The sequence below is a fragment of the Pseudomonas kulmbachensis genome, assembly GCF_963681935.1.
GTDB lineage: Bacteria > Pseudomonadota > Gammaproteobacteria > Pseudomonadales > Pseudomonadaceae > Aquipseudomonas > Aquipseudomonas kulmbachensis.
In genome coordinates this window covers 4280682-4299866 of the sequence record NZ_OY817088.1, presented here as the reverse complement: position 1 = coordinate 4299866, position 19185 = coordinate 4280682, and the positions used below count along the sequence as shown (strand labels likewise).

Annotated in this window: 17 protein-coding genes; 8 read left to right on the top strand and 9 right to left on the bottom strand. The window is 58.8% G+C overall.

Annotated features, from left to right (window positions below):
- Positions 1–16: 16 nt before the first annotated feature.
- Positions 17–595, bottom strand: coding sequence for an NAD(P)H-dependent oxidoreductase (locus U5A05_RS19850; RefSeq protein ID WP_261739578.1), 579 nt, complete (start codon positions 593–595; stop codon positions 17–19).
- A 75-nt stretch (positions 596–670) separates the two neighbouring features.
- On the bottom strand, positions 671–928 hold the full coding sequence (locus U5A05_RS19845; protein ID WP_019410845.1) for a YebG family protein: 258 nt from the start codon (positions 926–928) through the stop codon (positions 671–673).
- Positions 929–1256: 328 nt separating this feature from the next.
- On the opposite strand from U5A05_RS19845, the gene U5A05_RS19840 reads away from it, so the two are divergent.
- Entirely contained in the window at positions 1257–1757 is a 501-nt protein-coding gene (locus U5A05_RS19840) for a phosphate-starvation-inducible protein PsiE (protein ID WP_261739577.1), read from the top strand.
- A 70-nt stretch (positions 1758–1827) separates the two neighbouring features.
- Here U5A05_RS19840 and U5A05_RS19835 read toward each other — a convergent pair whose 3' ends face one another.
- From U5A05_RS19835 to U5A05_RS19820, 4 genes are all read right to left on the bottom strand, one after another.
- Positions 1828–2256 carry an HPF/RaiA family ribosome-associated protein gene (locus U5A05_RS19835; RefSeq protein WP_261739576.1) on the bottom strand — a complete coding sequence of 143 codons (429 nt, stop codon included), beginning with the start codon at positions 2254–2256 and terminating at the stop codon, positions 1828–1830.
- Between the two features lie 201 nt (positions 2257–2457).
- Positions 2458–4794, bottom strand: coding sequence for a TonB-dependent Fe(3+) dicitrate receptor FecA (gene fecA, locus U5A05_RS19830; protein ID WP_321834475.1), 2337 nt, complete (start codon positions 4792–4794; stop codon positions 2458–2460).
- A gap of 193 nt (positions 4795–4987) precedes the next feature.
- On the bottom strand, positions 4988–5953 hold the full coding sequence (locus U5A05_RS19825; RefSeq protein ID WP_321834474.1) for a FecR family protein: 966 nt from the start codon (positions 5951–5953) through the stop codon (positions 4988–4990).
- Positions 5950–6438: a sigma-70 family RNA polymerase sigma factor gene (locus U5A05_RS19820; protein WP_321834473.1), complete on the bottom strand. Its 489-nt coding sequence runs from the start codon at positions 6436–6438 to the stop codon at positions 5950–5952. Before U5A05_RS19820 ends, U5A05_RS19825 begins: the two co-directional genes overlap by 4 nt.
- Positions 6439–6626: 188 nt before the next feature.
- Here U5A05_RS19820 and U5A05_RS19815 point away from each other — a divergent pair, with 188 nt between their 5' ends.
- The 3 genes from U5A05_RS19815 (at position 6627) to U5A05_RS19805 (ending at position 10753) form a co-directional block, all read left to right on the top strand.
- Positions 6627–7181 (top strand): RNA polymerase sigma factor, encoded by a 555-nt coding sequence (locus tag U5A05_RS19815; protein WP_321834472.1) that lies wholly within the window; start codon positions 6627–6629, stop codon positions 7179–7181.
- A complete protein-coding gene (locus U5A05_RS19810) occupies positions 7178–8167 on the top strand; it encodes a FecR family protein (RefSeq protein WP_261739571.1) in 990 nt (329 codons plus the stop codon). Before U5A05_RS19815 ends, U5A05_RS19810 begins: the two co-directional genes overlap by 4 nt.
- Positions 8168–8335: 168 nt before the next feature.
- The gene (locus U5A05_RS19805; protein WP_321836539.1) at positions 8336–10753 is read left to right on the top strand and encodes a TonB-dependent siderophore receptor; all 2418 of its coding nucleotides are present in this window, start codon (positions 8336–8338) and stop codon (positions 10751–10753) included.
- 123 nt (positions 10754–10876) lie between these two features.
- On the opposite strand, the gene U5A05_RS19800 is transcribed toward U5A05_RS19805, so the two are convergent.
- Positions 10877–11749 carry an AraC family transcriptional regulator gene (locus U5A05_RS19800; RefSeq protein WP_261742491.1) on the bottom strand — a complete coding sequence of 291 codons (873 nt, stop codon included), beginning with the start codon at positions 11747–11749 and terminating at the stop codon, positions 10877–10879.
- 134 nt (positions 11750–11883) lie between these two features.
- Between U5A05_RS19800 and U5A05_RS19795 the strand changes: the two genes are divergently transcribed.
- On the top strand, positions 11884–12780 hold the full coding sequence (locus U5A05_RS19795; protein WP_261739570.1) for a DMT family transporter: 897 nt from the start codon (positions 11884–11886) through the stop codon (positions 12778–12780).
- A gap of 179 nt (positions 12781–12959) precedes the next feature.
- On the opposite strand, the gene U5A05_RS19790 is transcribed toward U5A05_RS19795, so the two are convergent.
- The gene (locus U5A05_RS19790; protein ID WP_261739569.1) at positions 12960–13949 is read right to left on the bottom strand and encodes a 2-hydroxyacid dehydrogenase; all 990 of its coding nucleotides are present in this window, start codon (positions 13947–13949) and stop codon (positions 12960–12962) included.
- Positions 13950–14110: 161 nt separating this feature from the next.
- Positions 14111–15043, bottom strand: a complete 933-nt coding sequence (locus U5A05_RS19785) for a LysR family transcriptional regulator (RefSeq protein ID WP_261739568.1) — start codon at positions 15041–15043, stop codon at positions 14111–14113.
- A gap of 222 nt (positions 15044–15265) precedes the next feature.
- On the opposite strand from U5A05_RS19785, the gene U5A05_RS19780 reads away from it, so the two are divergent.
- From U5A05_RS19780 to U5A05_RS19770, 3 genes are read left to right on the top strand one after another with little or no spacing between them, the layout of a single operon-like run.
- A complete protein-coding gene (locus U5A05_RS19780; RefSeq protein ID WP_321834471.1) occupies positions 15266–16777 on the top strand; it encodes an efflux transporter outer membrane subunit in 1512 nt (503 codons plus the stop codon).
- A 31-nt stretch (positions 16778–16808) separates the two neighbouring features.
- A complete protein-coding gene (locus tag U5A05_RS19775; protein WP_321834470.1) occupies positions 16809–18995 on the top strand; it encodes an FUSC family protein in 2187 nt (728 codons plus the stop codon).
- Entirely contained in the window at positions 18985–19185 is a 201-nt protein-coding gene (locus tag U5A05_RS19770) for a DUF1656 domain-containing protein (protein WP_016781859.1), read from the top strand. The genes U5A05_RS19775 and U5A05_RS19770 overlap by 11 nt, the downstream gene beginning before the upstream one ends.

Below are 19185 nucleotides of genomic sequence, written 5' to 3'. Positions count from 1 at the left end.
ATCGCCGCCCGCCAGATTATCGAGTGGCGAGCCTGCGTGCCTCTTGAAGCCAGGCGTCTCTTTGGGGTGACGTGGCGTCGAGAATCGGGCCAAACGTCAGGGTTGCGAGGGGCTTTATGCCACAAAATGCCAAGGTGGTTTTGCGTATTTGATGCAGCCCCGGCATGCGATAAACCCATTTGTAGTACCACGGCGGGGTGTCCATGGTTACCAGCAGGTGCGCGCTGCGGCCTTTCAACAGCTTGTCGGGGAATGCCTTGCCCTTGCGGTACTGAAAGGCAAAACCGGGCAGCAGGATGCGGTCGAAAAAGCCTTTCATTAATGCGGGAATCCCGCCCCACCAGATCGGGTAGACCAGAACCAGCTGCTCAGCCCAGAGAATATCAGCCTGGGCGTTGAGCAAGTCAGGCTCAAGCGCCTGGATCTGCCTGTAGCCTTCATGCAGCACCGGATCGAAGCGCAGAGCACCCAACTGCATGAACCGCACATCATGGTTGGCACCCTTGGCCGCTTCTATATAGGTGTCTGCCAGAGCACCGCAGAAACTATCCGTGCTGGGGTGACCCAGGATCACCAGTACTCGCTTGCTCATCATCACGCCAACTTGAAAGGGGGCCTTTGAGGGTAGGGGCTGCCCCGTAGGGGAGAGTCAAGCGAGAGCCCGGTGCGGTTACTCGCTGTCGACCAGCAACTCGGACAGGGCGTCCGGCTGGCTCTTGAATGCCTTGGCAAACACATCGCGATTTTTCGCCATGTAAATACCGGCTTCTTCGACCTGCTGCTCGCTCAGCGACGGCACAGCTTTTTGCAACACTTCTGCCAGCAACTCAGCCAGTTCCAGCATTTTGTCATGACGGTCAGCTTCGGCTTTATCCATGAACAAGCGCTCCAGATCTCGGCTGCTGCGGTATACCACTTCGACGGCCATTTACCACCTCATATGCCTTCACGTAAATTATCTTGCGATTACTGTATTTATATACAGCGAAAAGGATAAGCCAATCACCAGGTTTTGAATAGCGGCTTTTTCACTCTAGCTGCAATTGGTAGGCGTATCGGGTGCCTGACGTGTCTAATAGCCGCCCGTCATCATCTTATGTGGGAGCGAGCCTGCTCGCGACGGTCTTGGCACCTTCGCGAGCAGGCTTGCGCCCACAGTTGAAAGTAGTGCGCTCTCACATGGCCTTTTTTCTGCATGTAAAAAGCGTCATGTGCATCGCGGATGATCCGTTCGAGTCGATTCAAGGAGCTGCATCGTGAGAGTTAATAAAGCTGAAAAGCTACGTCGCCAGGTTCATGAACTGGCCGAATCGATGGGCAATCTGTTCGTCGAAACCTTCCATTACCTTGCGCTGTTTGCGATTGGTGCGGTCACTGCCTGGGCGGCGGTGATGGAATTTCTCGGGATGGTGGAGAAGGGCAACATCTCTATTGATGACATCCTGCTGCTGTTTATCTACCTCGAGCTGGGAGCGATGGTCGGGATTTATTTCAAGACCAACCACATGCCCGTGCGTTTCCTGATTTACGTGGCGATCACGGCGTTGACCCGTCTGCTGATTTCCAACGTATCTCATCACAACCCGCCGGACATGGGCGTGGTGTACCTGACCGGGGCGATTCTGTTACTGGCGTTTGCCATCCTGGTGGTGCGTTATGCCTCGTCGCAGTTCCCGTCGGTGAAAATCGAGAACCCGCATCGCAAGACCGGTGCCGGCTCCGGTGAACACCCTGAGGTGGAGAAGGGCGAGTTGTAACCGCAACAACATGAAAAAGGGCGGGCTTACCGAAGTAAGCCCGCCCTTTTTTTGCGTCCTGAACGCTGAATCAGCTATTGAGTTCGAGTTCTTTTTCTTTCTCTAGAAACTCTTCTTCCAGCAGGGCGTCAGCACTCTGCTTTGGCTCTTTCTCCTCAAACCCTTCCGGAGAGAGCGTCACGGTACGTTTGCCACGCAGCTTGCCGAACAAGTGCTCCAGCTTGTGCTCCAGTTTGGTAGCGGCACCTTCTACCGCTTCTGTCAGCGAATCAGCGTCGTGGGAAACCAGAAACGGTTGATGCCCTTTAGGTCGAGCCTCCATTTTGCAACGTTTGTCTTTAGTTCCAGATTTGCCACCGTTTTCATCGGTGACATGCACGATAACTCGAGTCAGGTCTTCCAAGTGACGTTCGAGCGTAACTTCAACTGTCGCAGTCACCCAATTTTGGGTACGTACGTCAACGGCGATGTTCTTATCGGAAAAGACTTCAGTTTGCATAATTCTTCCCTTATATAGCGTGCTCGTGTGAGGTCTGACGGCCTCGTGTGTTCAAAGGTTCATCGTCATCGCTCAGTTACAGTGTTTGGGCCGATGACCAAATATTTCAAGTACTATTTTCAGGAAGTCTCACGTGCTGTGACCGGCGTCAGTCTTTGGCTGTGAGAAAAGCCCGCATGGGCGGGCTTTGGTTGATTTATATCAAAATGCGACAGATGTCTGAACGTAGAGCGTGCGCGGCTCGCCGACGTATTTGCCCTTGTTGTTATCGTCAAACGAACGGGTGTAGTACTCGTGATTGAGGATGTTTTTGACCCCCATCGCCACGTTCAAGTCAGACAGTTGATGCCCGAAGTCGTAGCCCACCCGTGTATTGAACAGCATGTATCCGGGGATTGAGCCGGTGCTGCCATCAGCGCTTTCGGCGCGGGTGTTGGCGTTGTCGGCGAACTGATTACTTTGGAAGGTCGTGTCCAGGTTGGCTTTCCACGGCCCTTCGGTGTAACCCAGGCCGATGCTGCCCTTGTTTTTCGAGGAGAAGGGCACGCGATTGCCCTTGTTCGGTCCATCTTCGCGGATAGTCGCGTCAACATAAGCGTAGCTGGCGTATACGTCGAAACCGGCCAGTACCGGGCTCAGGCCATCCAGCGCGTAGTTGACGCTAGCCTCGATCCCCTGGTGCCGGGTCTTGCCCCGTGCGATCACTGTATCGGTGGTCTGATTGCTGTCGTATTGATTGTTGAAATTGATCAAGAATGCGCCGATCTCCGCGCGCAGGTTGCCATTGTCGTAGCGTGTGCCGAGTTCCCAGGTGCGGGCTTTTTCCGGTTTTACTTCGCCGCCGGTGACGCGATTGGGCATCTGGCTGTACTGCACGCTGCCGAACGAACCTTCGGTATTGGCATAGATATTCCAGCTGTCGGTGACGTGGTACATCACGTTCAGCGCTGGTAATGGGGTGTTGTAGTCGCCCTTGTATTTGACGTTGGTCAGCAGGTTGGTTTGTTGCTGTTCAATCATTTCGTAGCGAATGCCGGGGGTGAACGTCCATTTGCCGATGTCGATCTTGTCGTCGATAAAGAATGCATGGGCTTCAGTAGCGCCACGGGTATCGCGGTCATTGCGGCTGTTGGTGGTCGGCAATTCGTTGGCCGCAATCGGTGCGCGGTAACGCAGTTCATGACCTGCTTCGTTGATGTAGCGATAGCCCGCGCCCACTTCGTGGCGGGTGTTGCCCAGGTCAAAGCCTTGTGCAATGCGGGTTTCGATTCCGCGTACCCAATATTCCCGTGGCGACAGCGAAAGGAAGGTGCCCTGGTCCAGATAACCGCTGCGCAGGGTTTTGGTGAAGAAGCTGTTGACCGTGAATTCACGGCGGTCTTCCTGATAGCGGTAGCCGAAGTTGACCAGCGTACGACGGCCCCAGAACTTGTCGTTCGGACGTGTCGACTGATACGGATCAGCTTTGTAGGCCGCAGTGCTCAAGCCGCCGGGCATCTCGGCTTCGCCGTCGTAGTACTGGGCCATTGCGTGCAGGCTGTTGGCTTCGTCGATCTGGTAGTTACCCTTGAGGATCAGATCGTCGATACGGGTATCGCTGTGTTCGCGCCAGTCGCCACCGCGGGTACCGGAGTACAGCAAGGCGCCGCCCAGGCCATTGTCGGCCGTACCGCCGGCGAGCAGGTTGGCGGTTTTCTTGAAGCCGTCTTGCGTGGAGGACGGGCTGGTTTCGGTCTGGAAACCAGCCTTGACGGTCGGTTCGTCGGGAATGGCGCGGGTCACGAAGTTGACGATGCCGCCTACGTTTTGCGGGCCATAACGCACGGCACCGCCACCACGAACCACGTCCAGCGCGTCCATATTGCCCATGCTGATCGGGGCAAACGACAGTTGCGGCTGGCCATAGGGGGCGAAGGGTACGGGGATGCCGTCCATCAAGACGGTGGAGCGGGTAGCCAGCCGTGGGTTGAGGCCGCGAATGCCGAAGTTGAGCGCCATGTCGTGGCTGCCGGTGCCGTTGTTTTCCGGGGCGTTGACGCCTGGAATGCGATTGAGTACGTCGCGGGCAGTGGTGGCGCCCTGGCGTTCGAATGCTTCGCGGCGGATCACATCACGTGCGCCGGCGTGTTCGAACACATCGATTTGCGCTGCTTCACCGAGCCAGTCGCCGACTACGCTGGAGGCGCCCAGCTCAATGCTCGCTGGTGCCAGCGAGGCTGCAGCGGGTTGCAAGCTGAACGCTCCCTGACCTTCGGCGCGGGCTTGCAGGCCCGTGCCTTCGAGCAAGGCCTGCAGACCTTGTTCGGGGTCGTAGGTGCCTTCTAGGCCCTTGCTTTGAATACCGCTGGCGGTAGCGGAACTGAATGAAATCAGCACCCCGGCTTCGCGTCCAAATTGATTCAGGGCGTTTTCCAGCGATGACGGCGCGATGTTGTAAGCCTTGGTGTCGGCAAAGGCCATCGGCAGGACGCTGAAACTCAAACTGGCACCCAATAGCAAGCGGGCCAGGGATGTGAGGCGAAAGGGCTGAGCGGGCATGAAGGGATCCTGAGACGAAGGGAATCAAAGTGGCTTACCTTCTCTGTCACGCCAGATTTGAAATCAGCTCACATTTCTGAAATTAAAATAAAGCCTTTTTGTGGGAGCGAGCCTGTTCGCGAATGTCGTTAAATCGCGATGCTCTGAGACCTTCGCGAGCAGGCTCGCTCCCACATTAAATTTCATGCAACCATTACGCCCGTGCCTCAACCGTTACCCAATACCGGGTAAAGCGCTTGATCCGCACCGGCAGGCTGACAGCAAGCAACTCCAGCACCCGTTCGCTGTCGTCCACCGGGTAAGTGCCGGAGATCAACAGGTCGGCAACCTTGGGATCGCAGTTGAGCTGGCCACGGCGATAGCGTGCCAGCTCGGCCAGGAAGTCTGCGAGGCGCATATGGGCGGCGACCAGCATGCCGTCGCTCCAGGCGCCGCTCCCCGCATCCAGCGGGCGCGGCGGGTTCCAGGCCTGACGGTTAAAACTCAGTTGCTGGTGTGGCTCGACCCAGAGCGGGGGGCCTGAGTGCACAGTAGGTGTGAGCCTGACCCGGCCAGAAAAAACGGCGATTTCAGTGTGATTACTGAATTGACGCACGTTCAGGCGTGCGGCCTGTGGCTGCAAACTGCCGTGGGCGGTGAGCACCTGCAAGGGGCGCGAATCCTGGGCGGCGGTCAGTAATATTTCACCTTCAAGCAAGCGAATCACTCGCTGCTGCGCGTCGAACTTCACATCGACCGAGCTTGCGGTGTTGAGCTGGATCTGGCTGCCATCGTGCAATTGCAGTTTGCGCCGCTGACCTACCGGGCTGCTGAAGTCGGCCAGCAGCGGGGTGACGGGCAGCTGATCGCGCAGACCATAGGTCAACGCCGAGCCTGCACCCAACAGCAGCAACAGTTTCATGGCCTGGCGTCGGTTGCTGGTCTTTGGTGCGTTCAGGGCAGCATGGGCCAGTGGTGACGACAAACCGCGCAAGCGCTGGTTGATCCGCTGGATATGCTCCCACGCCCGCTGGTGTTCAGTGTGTGCCTGCAGCCATTGCTCCCATGCCTGCTGGCGCCTCGGGCTCAGCGCGCCATCCTGCATTTCGATCAGCCAGCTTACCGCTTGCTCGGCGACTGCGGAGCCGATGTCGGGTGGCTGATTGAATCCACCGTTCACAGGGCGAAGTAGCAGCGCATGGCTGCCTTGCTCAAATGGCGTTTGACCGTGGCAATCGAAATACCCAGTCGTGCGCCGATTTCGGCGTAGCCAAGCCCATCGACCTGGGCCAGCAAAAAGGCGCGTTTGACTGGGGAGGGCAGGCCGTCGAGCAACTGATCCAGCTCCATCAGGGTTTGCAGAATGATCGCCCGCTCTTCTTCGCTGGGTGCGAGTTGCTCCGGCATCTGGGCGAGTGCCTGCAGATAGGCGCGCTCCAGATCCTGACGGCGGTAATGGTTGAACAGCACGCGCTTGGCGACGACGGTCAAAAATGCCCGGGGTTCGTTCAGGCTCGGGGTTTCGCGGGCTGTAAGCAGCCGCATAAAAGTATCTTGCGCCAGATCGGCAGCACTTTGCGGGCAGCCCAGCTTGCGCCGCAACCAGCTCGTGAGCCAGCTGTGGTGGTCCTGATACAGGACCTCGACGGTATTTGACTGCGGCAACGACCACTCCAGCTGCGCTGAAAACGCTTTAGAGAACAAGAATTGTTCGCATTGTAGTAGTGGCTTATTGAGTAGAGCAATCACCGCTGATCAATGAGGTGAGCGCTGGCCGTCATCTGTTTTTGCATATGAGAATATTTATCATTAGTATCGCTTTCCTTTTTGACCTGCGCACCGATGTCCATGACATGACCCCACCCGAACTTGATGATGGCTCCAGTAGCGAAGCGCGCCATGGACGGGCGCATTTTCTGCAGGTGTTTTTAACCCAGCGTCCGCAAATGGAAGCGCTGGTGAGCCGCCGCGTGGGGTGCCGGGCCACGGCCGCCGATCTGGTGCAGGATTTATTCCTGCGTTTTTGGCGGCGGCCACTGGTGCAGGTCGAAGAACTCAGTACCTACTTACTGCGCTGCGCGGGCAATATAGCTATCGACCATTTGCGCAGCGAAGGTACGCGCGGGCGGATCAGCCATCACTGGCAGCCCGAGCCGGATGCCCAAAGCTGCGAGCCCCAGGCAGCGCTGGAAGCAGGCAATGATTTGCGTCAGGTCGAAGCGGCCTTGCGCAGCCTGCCCGAGCGCACGCGGCATATCTTTTTGCTCAACCGAATCCACGGTCGCACCTATGCCGAGATCGCCAAGGTCATGGGCGTGTCCCAGAGTGCTGTTGAAAAACATATGATGCGTGCCCTTGAGGCCTGCAAGGCCAGTTTGCGTGAGCCGAGATCAGGGAAGGCGTTGTGATCAGTCGTTCGAAAACTCCCATCACCCGCGAGCAGGAGCGCACCGCGCTGGCGTGGCTCAGTGTGCTGCACGATCAGCCCGACAGCGGCGATCAGGCCACCTTCAGCCGTTGGCTCAAGGCTGATCCGGCCCATGCCGAAGCCTATGCCCAGGCACAAGTTGTGTGGGAACTGAGCGAGGTGGCGGCCAGCACCCTGGCGGACGAAGAAGCACTGGTGATGCAGCGTTACCTGTCAGCGATGAAAACTTCAAAGCGCAGCCGCCTGCGGCACTGGTCAGGCGGGATGGCGATTGCCGCGTGCTTGCTGATGATGGTCGGCGTGTTTGCCGGTTGGCAGCCAGCGCGTTGGCTGGACGATCTGGGCGCTGATTACGTGAGTGCGCCGGGGCAGGTGCGCACCGTCATTTTGGCCGATCAATCGCAGGTTACTCTCGATGCCGACAGCGCCATTGCAGTGGACTTCAGCGGTGGCGAGCGGCATGTCCAATTGCGCCGTGGGGTGGCCTTCTTTCATGTCACCCATACCGGCGAGCCTTTTGTCGTGGATGCCGAGGGCGGTGAATCGCGGGTGTTGGGCACTGAGTTTGAAGTGCGCCTGCAACCCGATGGCGCCCAGGTCACGGTGTTGTCCGGGCGGGTAGGGGTCAAGGCGAGCAAGGACGGGGCGCAGCAAATCCTCACTGCCGATCAGCAACTGGCTTACGACGCTGGAGTGACAGATGTGGTGCATCGCGTCGACAGCAAGGCCCAACTGGGCTGGCGCTCGGGTTGGCTGACCTACTACAAAACGCCGCTGGTCGACGTTGTGGCGGATCTCAAGCGCTACTACCCCGGCCAGATCGTGTTGCTCGATAGCCAATTGGGCGCAAAGCGCATCAGCGGCAGCTTCCCCAGCAAGGACCCGCAAGCGGTACTCAATTCCCTGCAAGGGGTGTTGGGGTTTGAACAGCACAGTTTGTTTGGGCGGGTGATTGTATTGCGTTGACTGCTCCCCTCACCCCAACCCTCCGGGAGAGGGTTGGGGTGAGGGGAAAGGGCCGCACACAAAATTAATTTTCAATCGCAGGTGAGGTAACTCCCGCCCCCATCCGTGTAGTGCTTGAAAATGCGAAAAGTTCGCATTCCGTATCGAGTCGACACACAGGTCATGAGCATGAAGTCCAGGGCAAGTTCGGTGAAACAGTGGTTGGGGGCTTCTGCTTTTTTGATCGCCGGGTTGGCGCTAAACCCGCTGTGCCTGGCGATTGCCGGCGAGGCACCTCAACAGCAGGTCAGCGCGATGTTCGACTTCAACCAGCCGGCCAAGCCGCTGCCCCAGGCCCTGAACGATTTTTCCCGTTTGACCGGCTTTAGCGTGGTCTATACCGACGAAGCCCCCTTCGGCCTGCAAGCCCCGGCAATCAAGGGCCGCATGAGCGCAGATGAGGCCTTGCAGCAGTTGCTCGCGCAGTCGGGCTTTAATGTGCGGCGCACCGACGCCAATACCTTTGCCCTCGAACCCCAGCCCATGACAGGCGCCCTGAATCTGGGTGCCACCAGCATCACCTCGCAGGTCTCAAACGACACCAGCTACCAGCCGCCAGCCAACACCTCAGTGATGCGTGGCACGGGTTCGTCCATGGAAGTTCCGCAGACTATCAACGTAGTCGCTGCCCAAGTGATACGTGACCAGGCACCGCGCAATCTGGATGACGCCCTGAACAACGTCAGTGGTATTACCCAGGGCAACACGCTGGGCGGCACCCAGGACTCGGTGATGAAGCGCGGCTTCGGTGACAACCGCGACGGTTCGATCATGCGCGATGGCATGCCTCTGGTGCAGGGGCGGGCGATGAATGCGACCACGGAGCGGGTCGAGGTACTCAAGGGGCCAGCCTCGTTGCTCTACGGGATTCAGGATCCGGGCGGGGTAGTCAATGTGGTCAGCAAAAAGCCGCAACTGGAGCAGTACAACGCGCTGACAGTGCGTGGCTCAACCTACGGTGCGGGCAAAAACGGCAGTGGCGGCAGCCTGGACAGCACCGGCCCGTTGGGTGACTCGGGGCTGGCTTACCGGATGATCATCGATCACGAAGACGAAGATTACTGGCGCAACTTCGGCCTGCATCGCGAGACGCTAATTGCACCGTCGCTGGCCTGGTATGGCGACAATACCCAAGTGCTGCTGGCATACGAGCACCGCGAGTTTCTGACTCCCTTTGACCGGGGTACGGCGATCAACCCGGCCACCAACCACCCGCTGGATATCCCGGCTACGCGCCGTCTGGATGAGCCGTTCAACAATATGGAAGGGCGCTCCGACCTGTATCGCCTTGAAGTCGATCACGACCTCAACGACGACTGGAAAGCCCATTTCGGCTACAGCTGGAACCGCGAGACCTACGATGCCAGCCAGGTTCGCGTCACCCAGGTCAACTCCGACGGCACCCTGACTCGCAAAATGGACGGCACTAAAGGCGCGATCACCACTGACCGCTTCTCCACCGTCAGCCTGCAAGGCAAGGTTCAGGCTGCGGGCATGCAGCATGATCTGGTGTTCGGGTTCGATGACGAGTACCGCAAAATCTACCGCGCCGATCTGATCCGCCAGGACAGTCAGTCCATCTTCAACTACGAGAATCCGGTGTATGGCAATGAAGTTGCCGGCACCACGGTCAGCGCCACTGACAGCAACCAGACCGACTTGCTACGCAGCGATTCGCTGTTTGCCCAGGACTCCATTCACCTCACCGACCAGTGGATTCTGGTGGCTGGGGCACGTTTTCAGAAGTACGACCAGTTGGGAGGCAAAAGCATTCCGTTCAAGGTCAGCACCGACACCAACGGGGTGAAATGGATTCCCCGTGCAGGCCTGGTGTACCGCTACACCGATGAACTGTCGTTCTATGGCAGCTACACCGAATCGTTCAAGCCCAACTCCAGCATCGCACCGCTGAGCGGGGGCGTAGTACTGGATTCGTCTGTTGCCCCGGAGGAGTCCAAGTCCTGGGAACTGGGCGCCAAACTTGATATTCCGGGGCGTATCACCGGCACCGTGGCTTTGTATGACATCAAAAAGCGCAACGTGCTGGTGTCCACCACAGTGGGTACTAACACTGTGTATTCGGTGGCCGGTGATGTCGGTTCGCGGGGCCTGGAGCTGGATGTCAGCGGTCAGTTGAGCGAGCAGTGGAGCCTGATCGGCAGCTACGCCTACACCGATGCCGAAGTGACAAAAGACACGAAATACCAAGGCATGCGTTTGCAGAACGTGGCTAAAAACAGCGGCTCGCTGTCGGCGGTGTATGACTTTGGCACTATCGTGGGTGGCGACAAACTTCGGGTTGGCGCAGGCGCACGCTACGTGGGCGAACGGGCAGGCGATGCACTGAACGACTTCGACCTGCCGGGCTACACCGTGGCCGATGCCTTTGCGACCTACGACACTCACGTCGAAGGGCAAAAGGTCAAATTCCAGGTCAATGTCAAAAACCTTTTCGACCGCACCTATTACACCTCAGCGGCCAGCCGCACCTTCGTCTCCATTGGCGATGCACGGCAATTTACCTTCTCCAGTACGCTGGAGTTTTAAGGCCGCACGGGATGGATTTTGCATCTGGTGGGAGCGGGCTTGCCCGCGATCGGATCGCTGCGGTGTATATGCAATACCGCGCTGTTTGAATCGCGAACAAGTGGCACCGCCGCTCTCACTGCGCTACCTGAACGCCGCCCGATATTCCCCCGGCGTACTGCCCAGGCTTTGTTTGAAGCGATTGGCGAAGTGGCTGGCGCTGGCGAAACCGCAGGCAAGTGCTACATCGCCCAGTGCCAGAGTACTGTTGCGCAGCAAATCGCGGGCGCGGGCCAGGCGGCGGGACAGCAGGTATTGATGGGGCGGCACGCCGAAGCTTTCGCGAAACATGCGCGCAAAGTGATAAGGCGACAGCGCGCACTGCGTCGCCAGTTGACCGATGCTTAGCGCCTCGGCCAGCCGGTGTTCGATGTAGTCGACCAGTTGGCGTCGTTGATAGGCGGCCAGTCCGCCCTTGAGTTGCAGCCCCTCGCGCAAGCCCACTTGAGTCAGTACGGCATGGTCGAGCAGGGCGCTGGCCAGGCTGCTGGTCAGCAGGCGTTCGCCGGGCTCGTTCCAATTCATGCCGAGCAGTTGGTGAAAACGCCGATTTTGCGGCTCGTCATCCTGAAAGGTGATTTCCCTCAGTTGCAGCTCTCGTGGCTCGCGGTCGAGCAGACTGATGCAGCCCAACGCAAATTGCTCCTGGCTGACATACACATGGGCCAGACGAATCTCGCCATTGATCACCCACGCCGATTGATGATCGGCGGGCAGGACGCAGAGTTTGCCCGGTGCGCCTCTGGCCCCGGGTTGTTCACGGCGAAAGGTGCCGGTGCCGCCGGAGATGTAGCACGACAGGGTGTGGTGAGTCGGCGCTTCATAATTGCGGATGTCGTGATGGTTGCTCCACATGGCCGCAGCCATGCCGTCACCCAGTTCGACGCTACGTTCCAGCCGTGCATTGGGCGAGCGGCCCATAGCTTGAAAGACTTGCAGGGTTTGCAGTGGGTACATGGTCAGTTCTCCAACGCTTTGCATCCTACTCCGTCGCGCCTCGGCTGCCAGCCCCGTACCAACAAAAGCGCAAGAATCTGCAAGTGCGCGCACAAGCGAAGGCACAAACTGAAAGCCATTGTCTGGAGTGCGCCATGAACCTGTTCTTGTATGTATTGACCGTGCTGATCTGGGGCACCACGTGGATCGCCCTGAAGCTGCAACTGGGGGAGGTGGCGATTCCGGTGTCCATCGTTTATCGCTTTGGTCTGGCCGCACTGGTGCTGTTTGTCGTGCTGTTGCTCAGCCGCAAGTTGCAGGTGATGAACAGGCGCGGGCATCTGATTTGCCTGGCCCAGGGCCTGTGTCTGTTTTGCGTCAATTTCATGTGCTTTTTGACCGCTAGCCAGTGGGTCACGACCGGCCTGATTGCGGTGGTGTTTTCCACCGCCACACTGTGGAACGCACTGAATGCGCGGATTTTCTTCAAGCAGAAAATCGCCCGCAATGTGATCGCCGGTGGTGCCTTGGGGATGCTCGGCCTGGGTCTGTTGTTCTGGCCTGAATTGAGCGGGCATACCGCGACGCCGCATATTTTGCTCGGCCTGGGCCTGGCGCTGATTGGTACCTTATGTTTTTCGGCGGGCAATATGCTGTCGAGTGTGCAGCAGAAGTCTGGCCTCAAGCCTCTGACCACCAACGCCTGGGGCATGTTCTATGGTGCCAGCATGCTGGCGCTGTACTGCGTGTTTAGTGGCATCCCGTTCGGCATGGAATGGAACACGCGCTATATCGGCTCGTTGTTGTACCTGGTGATACCGGGCTCGGTAATCGGCTTTACCGCGTACCTGACGCTGGTCGGGCGCATGGGGCCGGAGCGCGCTGCTTACTGCACGGTGTTGTTCCCGCTGGTGGCGCTGAACGTGTCGGCCTTCGTCGAAGGCTATCAGTGGACCGCGCCGGCGCTGGCTGGGCTGGTGCTGGTGATGCTGGGTAACGTACTGGTGTTTCGCAAGCCCAAGCCTGTGGCACTGCAAGCCAAGCTGGCGTGAGGAGCCACCCCGTAGCAGCTGCCGAAGGAACGAGGCTGCGTTCGGTTGCGCAGCGACCGTAGATCCTTAATCCGGAATTATCCTGACTCACCGCAGGGGCTGGTTTTGCGACGACTGCGCCGTCGAACGCAGCCTCGCGGAGCTCGACAGCTGCTACAGGGTTTATGTTGCCAGGCGGGTCAACCCTTGAACACCTGCGGGTTGACCAGATCTTGTGGGCGTTCGCCCAGCAGAGCGCTGCGCAGGTTGGCCAGGGCGCGGTTGGCCATCGCTTCACGGGTTTCATGGGTCGCCGAGCCAATATGGGGCAGGGTGACCGCATTTTTGAGTTGGAACAGCGGTGAATCGCTCAGCGGTTCTTTCTCGTAAACGTCCAGACCCGCGCCCCGGATGGTGCCGTTTTGCAGGGCCTCGATCAGCGCAGGCTCGTCAACCACCGGGCCACGGGAGATATTTACCAGGATCGCACTTTTCTTCATCAGCCCCAGTTCGCGGTGGCTGATCAGGTGCCTGGTTTTTTCGCTGAGTGGAACCACCAGGCACACAAAGTCAGCCTCGGCCAACAGTTGATCCAGGCTACGGAACTGCGCGCCCAGTTCTTGCTCAAGCTCGGTCTTGCGGCTGTTACCGCTGTACAGGATGGGCATGTTGAAACCCAGTCGACCCCGGCGAGCAACAGCTGCGCCGATATTGCCCATGCCGACGATCCCCAAAGTCTTGCCGTACACATCGCTGCCGAACAAGGCGGGCGGCACGCTGGCCTTCCACTCGCCGGCCTTGGTCCAGGCGTCAAGCTCCGCGACCCGGCGAGCGCTGCTCATGATCAGGGTAAAACCCAGGTCAGCGGTGCTTTCGGTGAGCACGTCCGGAGTATTGGTGAGCATGATGCCGCGCTCGTTGAAGTAATCGACATCGTAGTTGTCATAACCCACCGACACGCTGGACACCACTTCCAGCTGTTTGGCGTTTTCCAGCTGCTTGCGTCCCAGCTTGCGCCCGACGCCGATCAAACCGTGGGCGTGGGGCAATGCCTCATCGAACTGTGCGTTGATATCGCCCAGTTTGGGGTTGGGGGCAATCACATTGAAGTCTTGTTGCAAGCGCTCGATCATCTCGGGCGTGACACGGCTGAAGGCAAGTACGGTTTTTTTTGCGCTGGAAAGGCTCATCGGAACAAGGCTCATCGGCTGTCGGGAATGCAAGCAAGCTAACATTCCCGCCCACCATCCGCCAATCCTGTAGCCGCTGCCGAAGGCTGCGATGGGTTGCGAAGCCGCAGGTCCTGCGGCCCTTATCGCAGTCTGCGGCAGCGGCTACAGAGGCGTTTGTTTCAGCTATACGTCACCAGCTCGGTCTGATGCGCGGTTAAAATTTCCGGCAACGAGCTTTTCAGGTATTCGACCCAGGTTTTGATCTTCGCATCCAGGTATTGGCGCGAGGGATAGATGGCGTACAGGTTCAACTCCTGCGAGCGGTACTTGGGCAGCATGCGCACCAGTGTGCCGTTACGCAGGCCTTCGATGGCGGCGTACACCGGCAACACGCCCACGCCCATGCCGCTGGTGATCGCGGTTTTCATTGCATCGGCCGAGTTGACCAGAAACGGCGAGGAGTTGATCAGGACCATTTCCTGGCCTTCCGGGCCTTCGAACACCCATTTGTCCAGTGCAATCACCGGGCTGACCAGGCGCAGGCAGGAGTGGTTGAGCAGGTCGCTGGGTTTGATTGCAGTGCCATTGGCTTTCACGTAAGCGGGCGATGCACAGACGATGCTGTAGGTGATCCCCAGACGCTGGGACACAAAGCCGGAATCCGGCAGCTCGCTGGCCAGCACGATGGATACGTCGTAACCCTCGTTGAGCAGGTCCGGCACACGATTGGCCATGGTCAGGTCAAAGGTCACATCAGGGTGCGTCTTGCGATAGCGGGCAATGGCGTCGATCACAAAGTGCTGACCGATGCCGGTCATGGTATGCACTTTCAGTTGGCCAGCAGGGCGTGAGTGGGCGTCGCTGGCCTCAGCTTCGGCTTCTTCGACATAGGCCAGGATTTGCTCGCAACGCAATAAGTAGCGTTTGCCGGCTTCGGTCAGGGCGATGCGGCGGGTGGTGCGGTTCAGCAGGCGGGTTTGCAGGTGGGCCTCAAGGTTGGAGACCGCGCGCGAGACGTTGGCAGTGGTGGTGTCCAGCATGGCGGCAGCGGCCGTGAAACTTCCGGCTTCGGCCACATAACTGAAGGCGCGCATGTTTTGCAAAGTGTCCATGAAGTGCTCTCAAGGGGCGATATAGGGGACAGCTACCAATTACACAGCGACAAATTGTGACATGAAGTTTCAGGGTTTACCGGCCGGTTTTCATTCGACCAACGGATTATCCCAAGAACGGTAATAAAGATTCACATTTATGCCCGCTTATCGTTGTGCCTGCCAAGCCATAGACTTCTCTATCTCAAGCCTCATCTCCCCTCATGTCAGGAATTTGCAGCAGTGCAGCGTCGCATCAGCAGAGAGCTTAAAGCCCTCAGTGTTCTGGCTTTATCGTTAGCATTAAATGGCTGCATTGGTTTCGGCGGCATTGGTCCCAAAGACGCAATGTTACCTGCCAATACCCTGGCCACCGACGAGGCGATCCAAAGCGCCGCGAAAGATGCAAACTGGCCCAAAGCCCAATGGTGGCACGCTTACGGCGACCCGCAACTGGATCAATGGATCACTCTGGCGGTACAGGGTAGCCCAACCATGGCCATGGCTGCTGCCCGTGTACGTCAGGCCAGGGCTCTGGCGGGCGTCGCCGAGTCGGCTGAGTCACTGCAAATCAATGGCGAATCGACCCTCAAACGGCACAATTGGCCTTCTGACCCGTTTTACGGTCCGGGCGCGCTGGACAACACCACCACCTGGGACAACAACGCCGCGTTGGGCTTCAGCTTTGCACTGGACCTGTGGGGCCGCGAAAGCAATGCCACCGAACAGGCCGTGGACATGGCGCATATGAGCGTCGCCGAAGGGCGCCAGGCCCAGCTCGAATTGCAGAACAACGTCATTCGCGCCTATATCCAGTTGTCGCTGCATTACGCTCAGCTCGACATCGTCGAGTCGACCTTGCGTCAGCAAGAGCAGATTCTCGACCTGGCGCAAAAGCGTCTGGACGGTGGCATCGGTACGCATTTTGAAGTCAGCCAGGCGCAGGCGCCGCTGCCCGAAATTCATCGCCAGATCGATGCCCAGGAAGAAGAAATTGCCCTGACCCGCAACCAATTGGCGGCGTTGGCCGGTAAAGGCCCGGGCGAGGGCGCCCGTCTGAAGCGCCCAACCCTGGCGCTGAATACCGCGCTCAAATTGCCCTCGGCCTTGCCCGCACAACTGCTGGGTCAGCGCCCGGACGTGGTCGCCAGCCGTTGGGAAGTAGCGGCCCAGGCCCGGGGCATCGATGTGGCCCATGCTGGTTTTTATCCCAACGTCGATCTGGTTGGCAGCATTGGTTTTATGGCCACCGGTGGCAGCGCGCTGGGCTTTTTGACCGGCAAGAAGCTCAACTACAACGTCGGCCCGGCGATCTCGCTGCCGATTTTTGATGGCGGCCGCCTGCGTTCGGAGTTGGGCGTGGCATCCGGCGGTTATGACATGGCCGTGGCCAGGTACAACCAGACACTGGTGACTGCACTCAAGGGTATTTCCGATCAGTTGATCAAACGCGAGTCGATGGAAAACCAGCAGGTGTTCGCCGCCGAGTCGGTTGCCGCCGCGCAGAAAACCTACGACATCGCCATGGTCGCGTTTCAGCGCGGGCTTACCGATTACCTCAACGTACTGAACGCGCAAACCCTGTTGTTCAAGCAGCAGCAAATCCAGCAGCAGGTTCAGGCCGCCCGCCTGAGCGCCCATGCCGAGCTTGTTACTGCATTGGGTGGCGGTCTTGGGGCTGGCTTTGATGTGCCCAAAGATGACCGCTATGTCCCCGAAAAACCCCCGGCCGTCATGGCGCTGTTCAATCACTAAACCACTGATGGCTAATTTTGAGATCCGGTAGATGAACCACTTGCCCGCCCCGGTACGCTGGCTGTATTCCCTGGAATGGCGCCGTGGCTTTTATGACTGGGCACGCAGCGATGGCGTGACCTGGGTGCATATCTTCAAAGTTTTGATCGCGGCCTTTTTGACCCTGTGGCTGGCCATGCGTCTTGAGTTGCCGCAACCGCGCACGGCGATGATCACAGTGTTTATCGTGATGCAGCCGCAAAGTGGCCAGGTGTTTGCCAAAAGTTTTTACCGATTTTTGGGTACCCTGACCGGTTCGGCGGTGATGGTCGCGTTGATTGCCTTGTTTGCGCAGAACACGGTGTTGTTCCTAGGCTCGCTGGCGATTTGGGTGGGTATCTGCTCGGCCGGTGCGGCGCGCTGCCGTAACTTTCGTGCTTATGGTTTCGTTCTCGCCGGTTACACCGCCGCCATGGTCGGTTTGCCCGCGCTGGCGCATCCCGATGGGGCCTTTATGGCCGCTGTGTGGCGGGTGCTGGAAATCTCCCTGGGCATCCTCTGCGCCACGGTCATCAGTGCCGCGATCTTGCCCAAAACCGCAGGCGCGGCCATGCATGACGCGCTGTACAAACGCTTTGGTGTGTTTGCCGGTTTTGTTGCCGAAGGCTTGCGCGGCCAGTCCACTCAAGAGGCCTATGAAGCCAGCAACGTGCGCTTTATTGGTGAGAGCGTAGGGCTGGAAGGCATGCGCAGCGTGACGGTGTTTGAAGACCCGCACATGCGTCGTCGCAGTGGCCGCTTGAGCCGTCTGAACAGTGAATTCATGGCCATCACCACACGCTTCAATGCCTTGCACCAACTGCTCGCACGTTTGCGCAGCCGTGGTGTGGTAGACGTGGTGTCGGCCATCGAGCCCGAGCTGGAAATACTTGCGCAGTTGCTCGACACCTACGCTGGTCGCTCGTTGACCGATAAAGACGCAGCCTTGCTGGCCGAGCAGTTGGATGCTTTCAAGAGCAGCCTGCCGGGACATGTACGTGCGCTGCGGGTGAAGTTTTTGGACAGTGAGCCCAGCCCCTCGGACTTTCTGGACTTCAATACCGCCTACGAACTGTTGTTCCGCTTCGTTGATGATTTGCACAGCTACGCGTTGACCCACGCCTCGCTGGCCGACCACACCCACGAACGGGAGCGCTGGGATCAGCCCTTTATCTCGCAAACCAACTGGTGGTCAGCGGCGGCGTCGGGGATTCGGGCGGCGTTTATTCTGGTGGTGCTTGGCACCTACTGGGTGATGACCGCCTGGCCCAGCGGCGCCACCATGACCTTGGTCGCTGCCGCCACCGTGGGCTTGTCCGCCGCCACGCCCAACCCCAAACGCATGGCGTTTCAGATGGCGTGCGGGACCTTTATCGGGGCACTGGTGGGCTTTGTCGAAATGTTCTTTGTGTTGCCCCATATCGACGGCTTCCCGTTGTTGTGCCTGGTGCTGACGCCGGTGATCGTGTTCGGCTCGTTCCTGACCTCGCGGGCCAATTACGCCGGGGTTGGACTGGGCTTGCTGATTTTTTTCAGCATCGGCTCGGTCCCCGACAACCTGACGATCTACAACCCGTACCAGTTCATCAACGACTACATCGCGATGGTGCTGGGTATGCTGGTGTGTGCGGCTGCCGGCGCGATTATTCTGCCGCCTAACAGCCGCTGGTTGTGGAGTCGCCTGGAGCAGGATCTGCGTGAGCAAGTGGTGTACGCCATCAGCGGCAAGTTGCGCGGTTTGAGTTCCAGCCTGGAAAGCCGTACCCGCGACCTGATGCACCAGGCTTATGGCTTGGCAGCCGGCAAGCCGCAGGTGCAACGCGAACTGCTGCGCTGGATGTTTGTGGTGCTGGAAGTCGGCCACGCGATCATCGAGCTGCGCAAGGAACAGGCAATTTTGCCGGTGCACCCGGCGTACGCCGAGGCCCAGCCATGGCGTCAGGCCATCCGGGTTATGGGCCGGGCGCTGGTGCGGCTGTTTATCGCCCCCAGCGAAAGCAACCTGGAGCGTGCGCTGATTGCCGTCGATCACGCCATCAGCCGGGTGCAGTCCACCGACGAACCTTTCGCCCGTAACTTCGACACTTCGGCGCTGGTCCGGGTGCAAAGCTACCTGCACTTTATCCGTACTTCACTGCTCGACCCGCAATCGCCGCTGGCCGCATATGCCCAGCCGCAAGGACTTGAACATGCCTCGTGAAATCGCCTTCCACGGCGTCTACATGCCCACCATGACCCTGATGTTTTTTATCGCGGCGGGGTTGGCATGGGGCTTTGACCGACTGTTTTCCGGCTACGACCTGTACCGCTTCTTCTGGCATCCGGCGCTGTTGCGCCTGAGCCTGTTTGCCTGTCTTTTTGGCGCCATGGCGCTCACTGTTTACCGTTGA

What these genes read in the sequence shown, in the direction of transcription:
- U5A05_RS19815 (WP_321834472.1), top strand. Translation starts at nt 6,627, where the DNA reads ATGACCCCACCCGAACTTGATGATGGCTCCAGTAGCGAAGCGCGCCAT.
- U5A05_RS19775 (WP_321834470.1), top strand. Translation starts at nt 16,809, where the DNA reads ATGAACCACTTGCCCGCCCCGGTACGCTGGCTGTATTCCCTGGAATGG.
- fecA (WP_321834475.1), bottom strand. Translation starts at nt 4,794, where the DNA reads ATGCCCGCTCAGCCCTTTCGCCTCACATCCCTGGCCCGCTTGCTATTG.
- U5A05_RS19800 (WP_261742491.1), bottom strand. Translation starts at nt 11,749, where the DNA reads ATGTACCCACTGCAAACCCTGCAAGTCTTTCAAGCTATGGGCCGCTCG.
- U5A05_RS19770 (WP_016781859.1), top strand. Translation starts at nt 18,985, where the DNA reads ATGCCTCGTGAAATCGCCTTCCACGGCGTCTACATGCCCACCATGACC.
- U5A05_RS19785 (WP_261739568.1), bottom strand. Translation starts at nt 15,043, where the DNA reads ATGGACACTTTGCAAAACATGCGCGCCTTCAGTTATGTGGCCGAAGCC.
- U5A05_RS19795 (WP_261739570.1), top strand. Translation starts at nt 11,884, where the DNA reads ATGAACCTGTTCTTGTATGTATTGACCGTGCTGATCTGGGGCACCACG.
- U5A05_RS19835 (WP_261739576.1), bottom strand. Translation starts at nt 2,256, where the DNA reads ATGCAAACTGAAGTCTTTTCCGATAAGAACATCGCCGTTGACGTACGT.
- U5A05_RS19850 (WP_261739578.1), bottom strand. Translation starts at nt 595, where the DNA reads ATGATGAGCAAGCGAGTACTGGTGATCCTGGGTCACCCCAGCACGGAT.
- U5A05_RS19845 (WP_019410845.1), bottom strand. Translation starts at nt 928, where the DNA reads ATGGCCGTCGAAGTGGTATACCGCAGCAGCCGAGATCTGGAGCGCTTG.
- U5A05_RS19805 (WP_321836539.1), top strand. Translation starts at nt 8,336, where the DNA reads ATGAAGTCCAGGGCAAGTTCGGTGAAACAGTGGTTGGGGGCTTCTGCT.
- U5A05_RS19790 (WP_261739569.1), bottom strand. Translation starts at nt 13,949, where the DNA reads ATGAGCCTTTCCAGCGCAAAAAAAACCGTACTTGCCTTCAGCCGTGTC.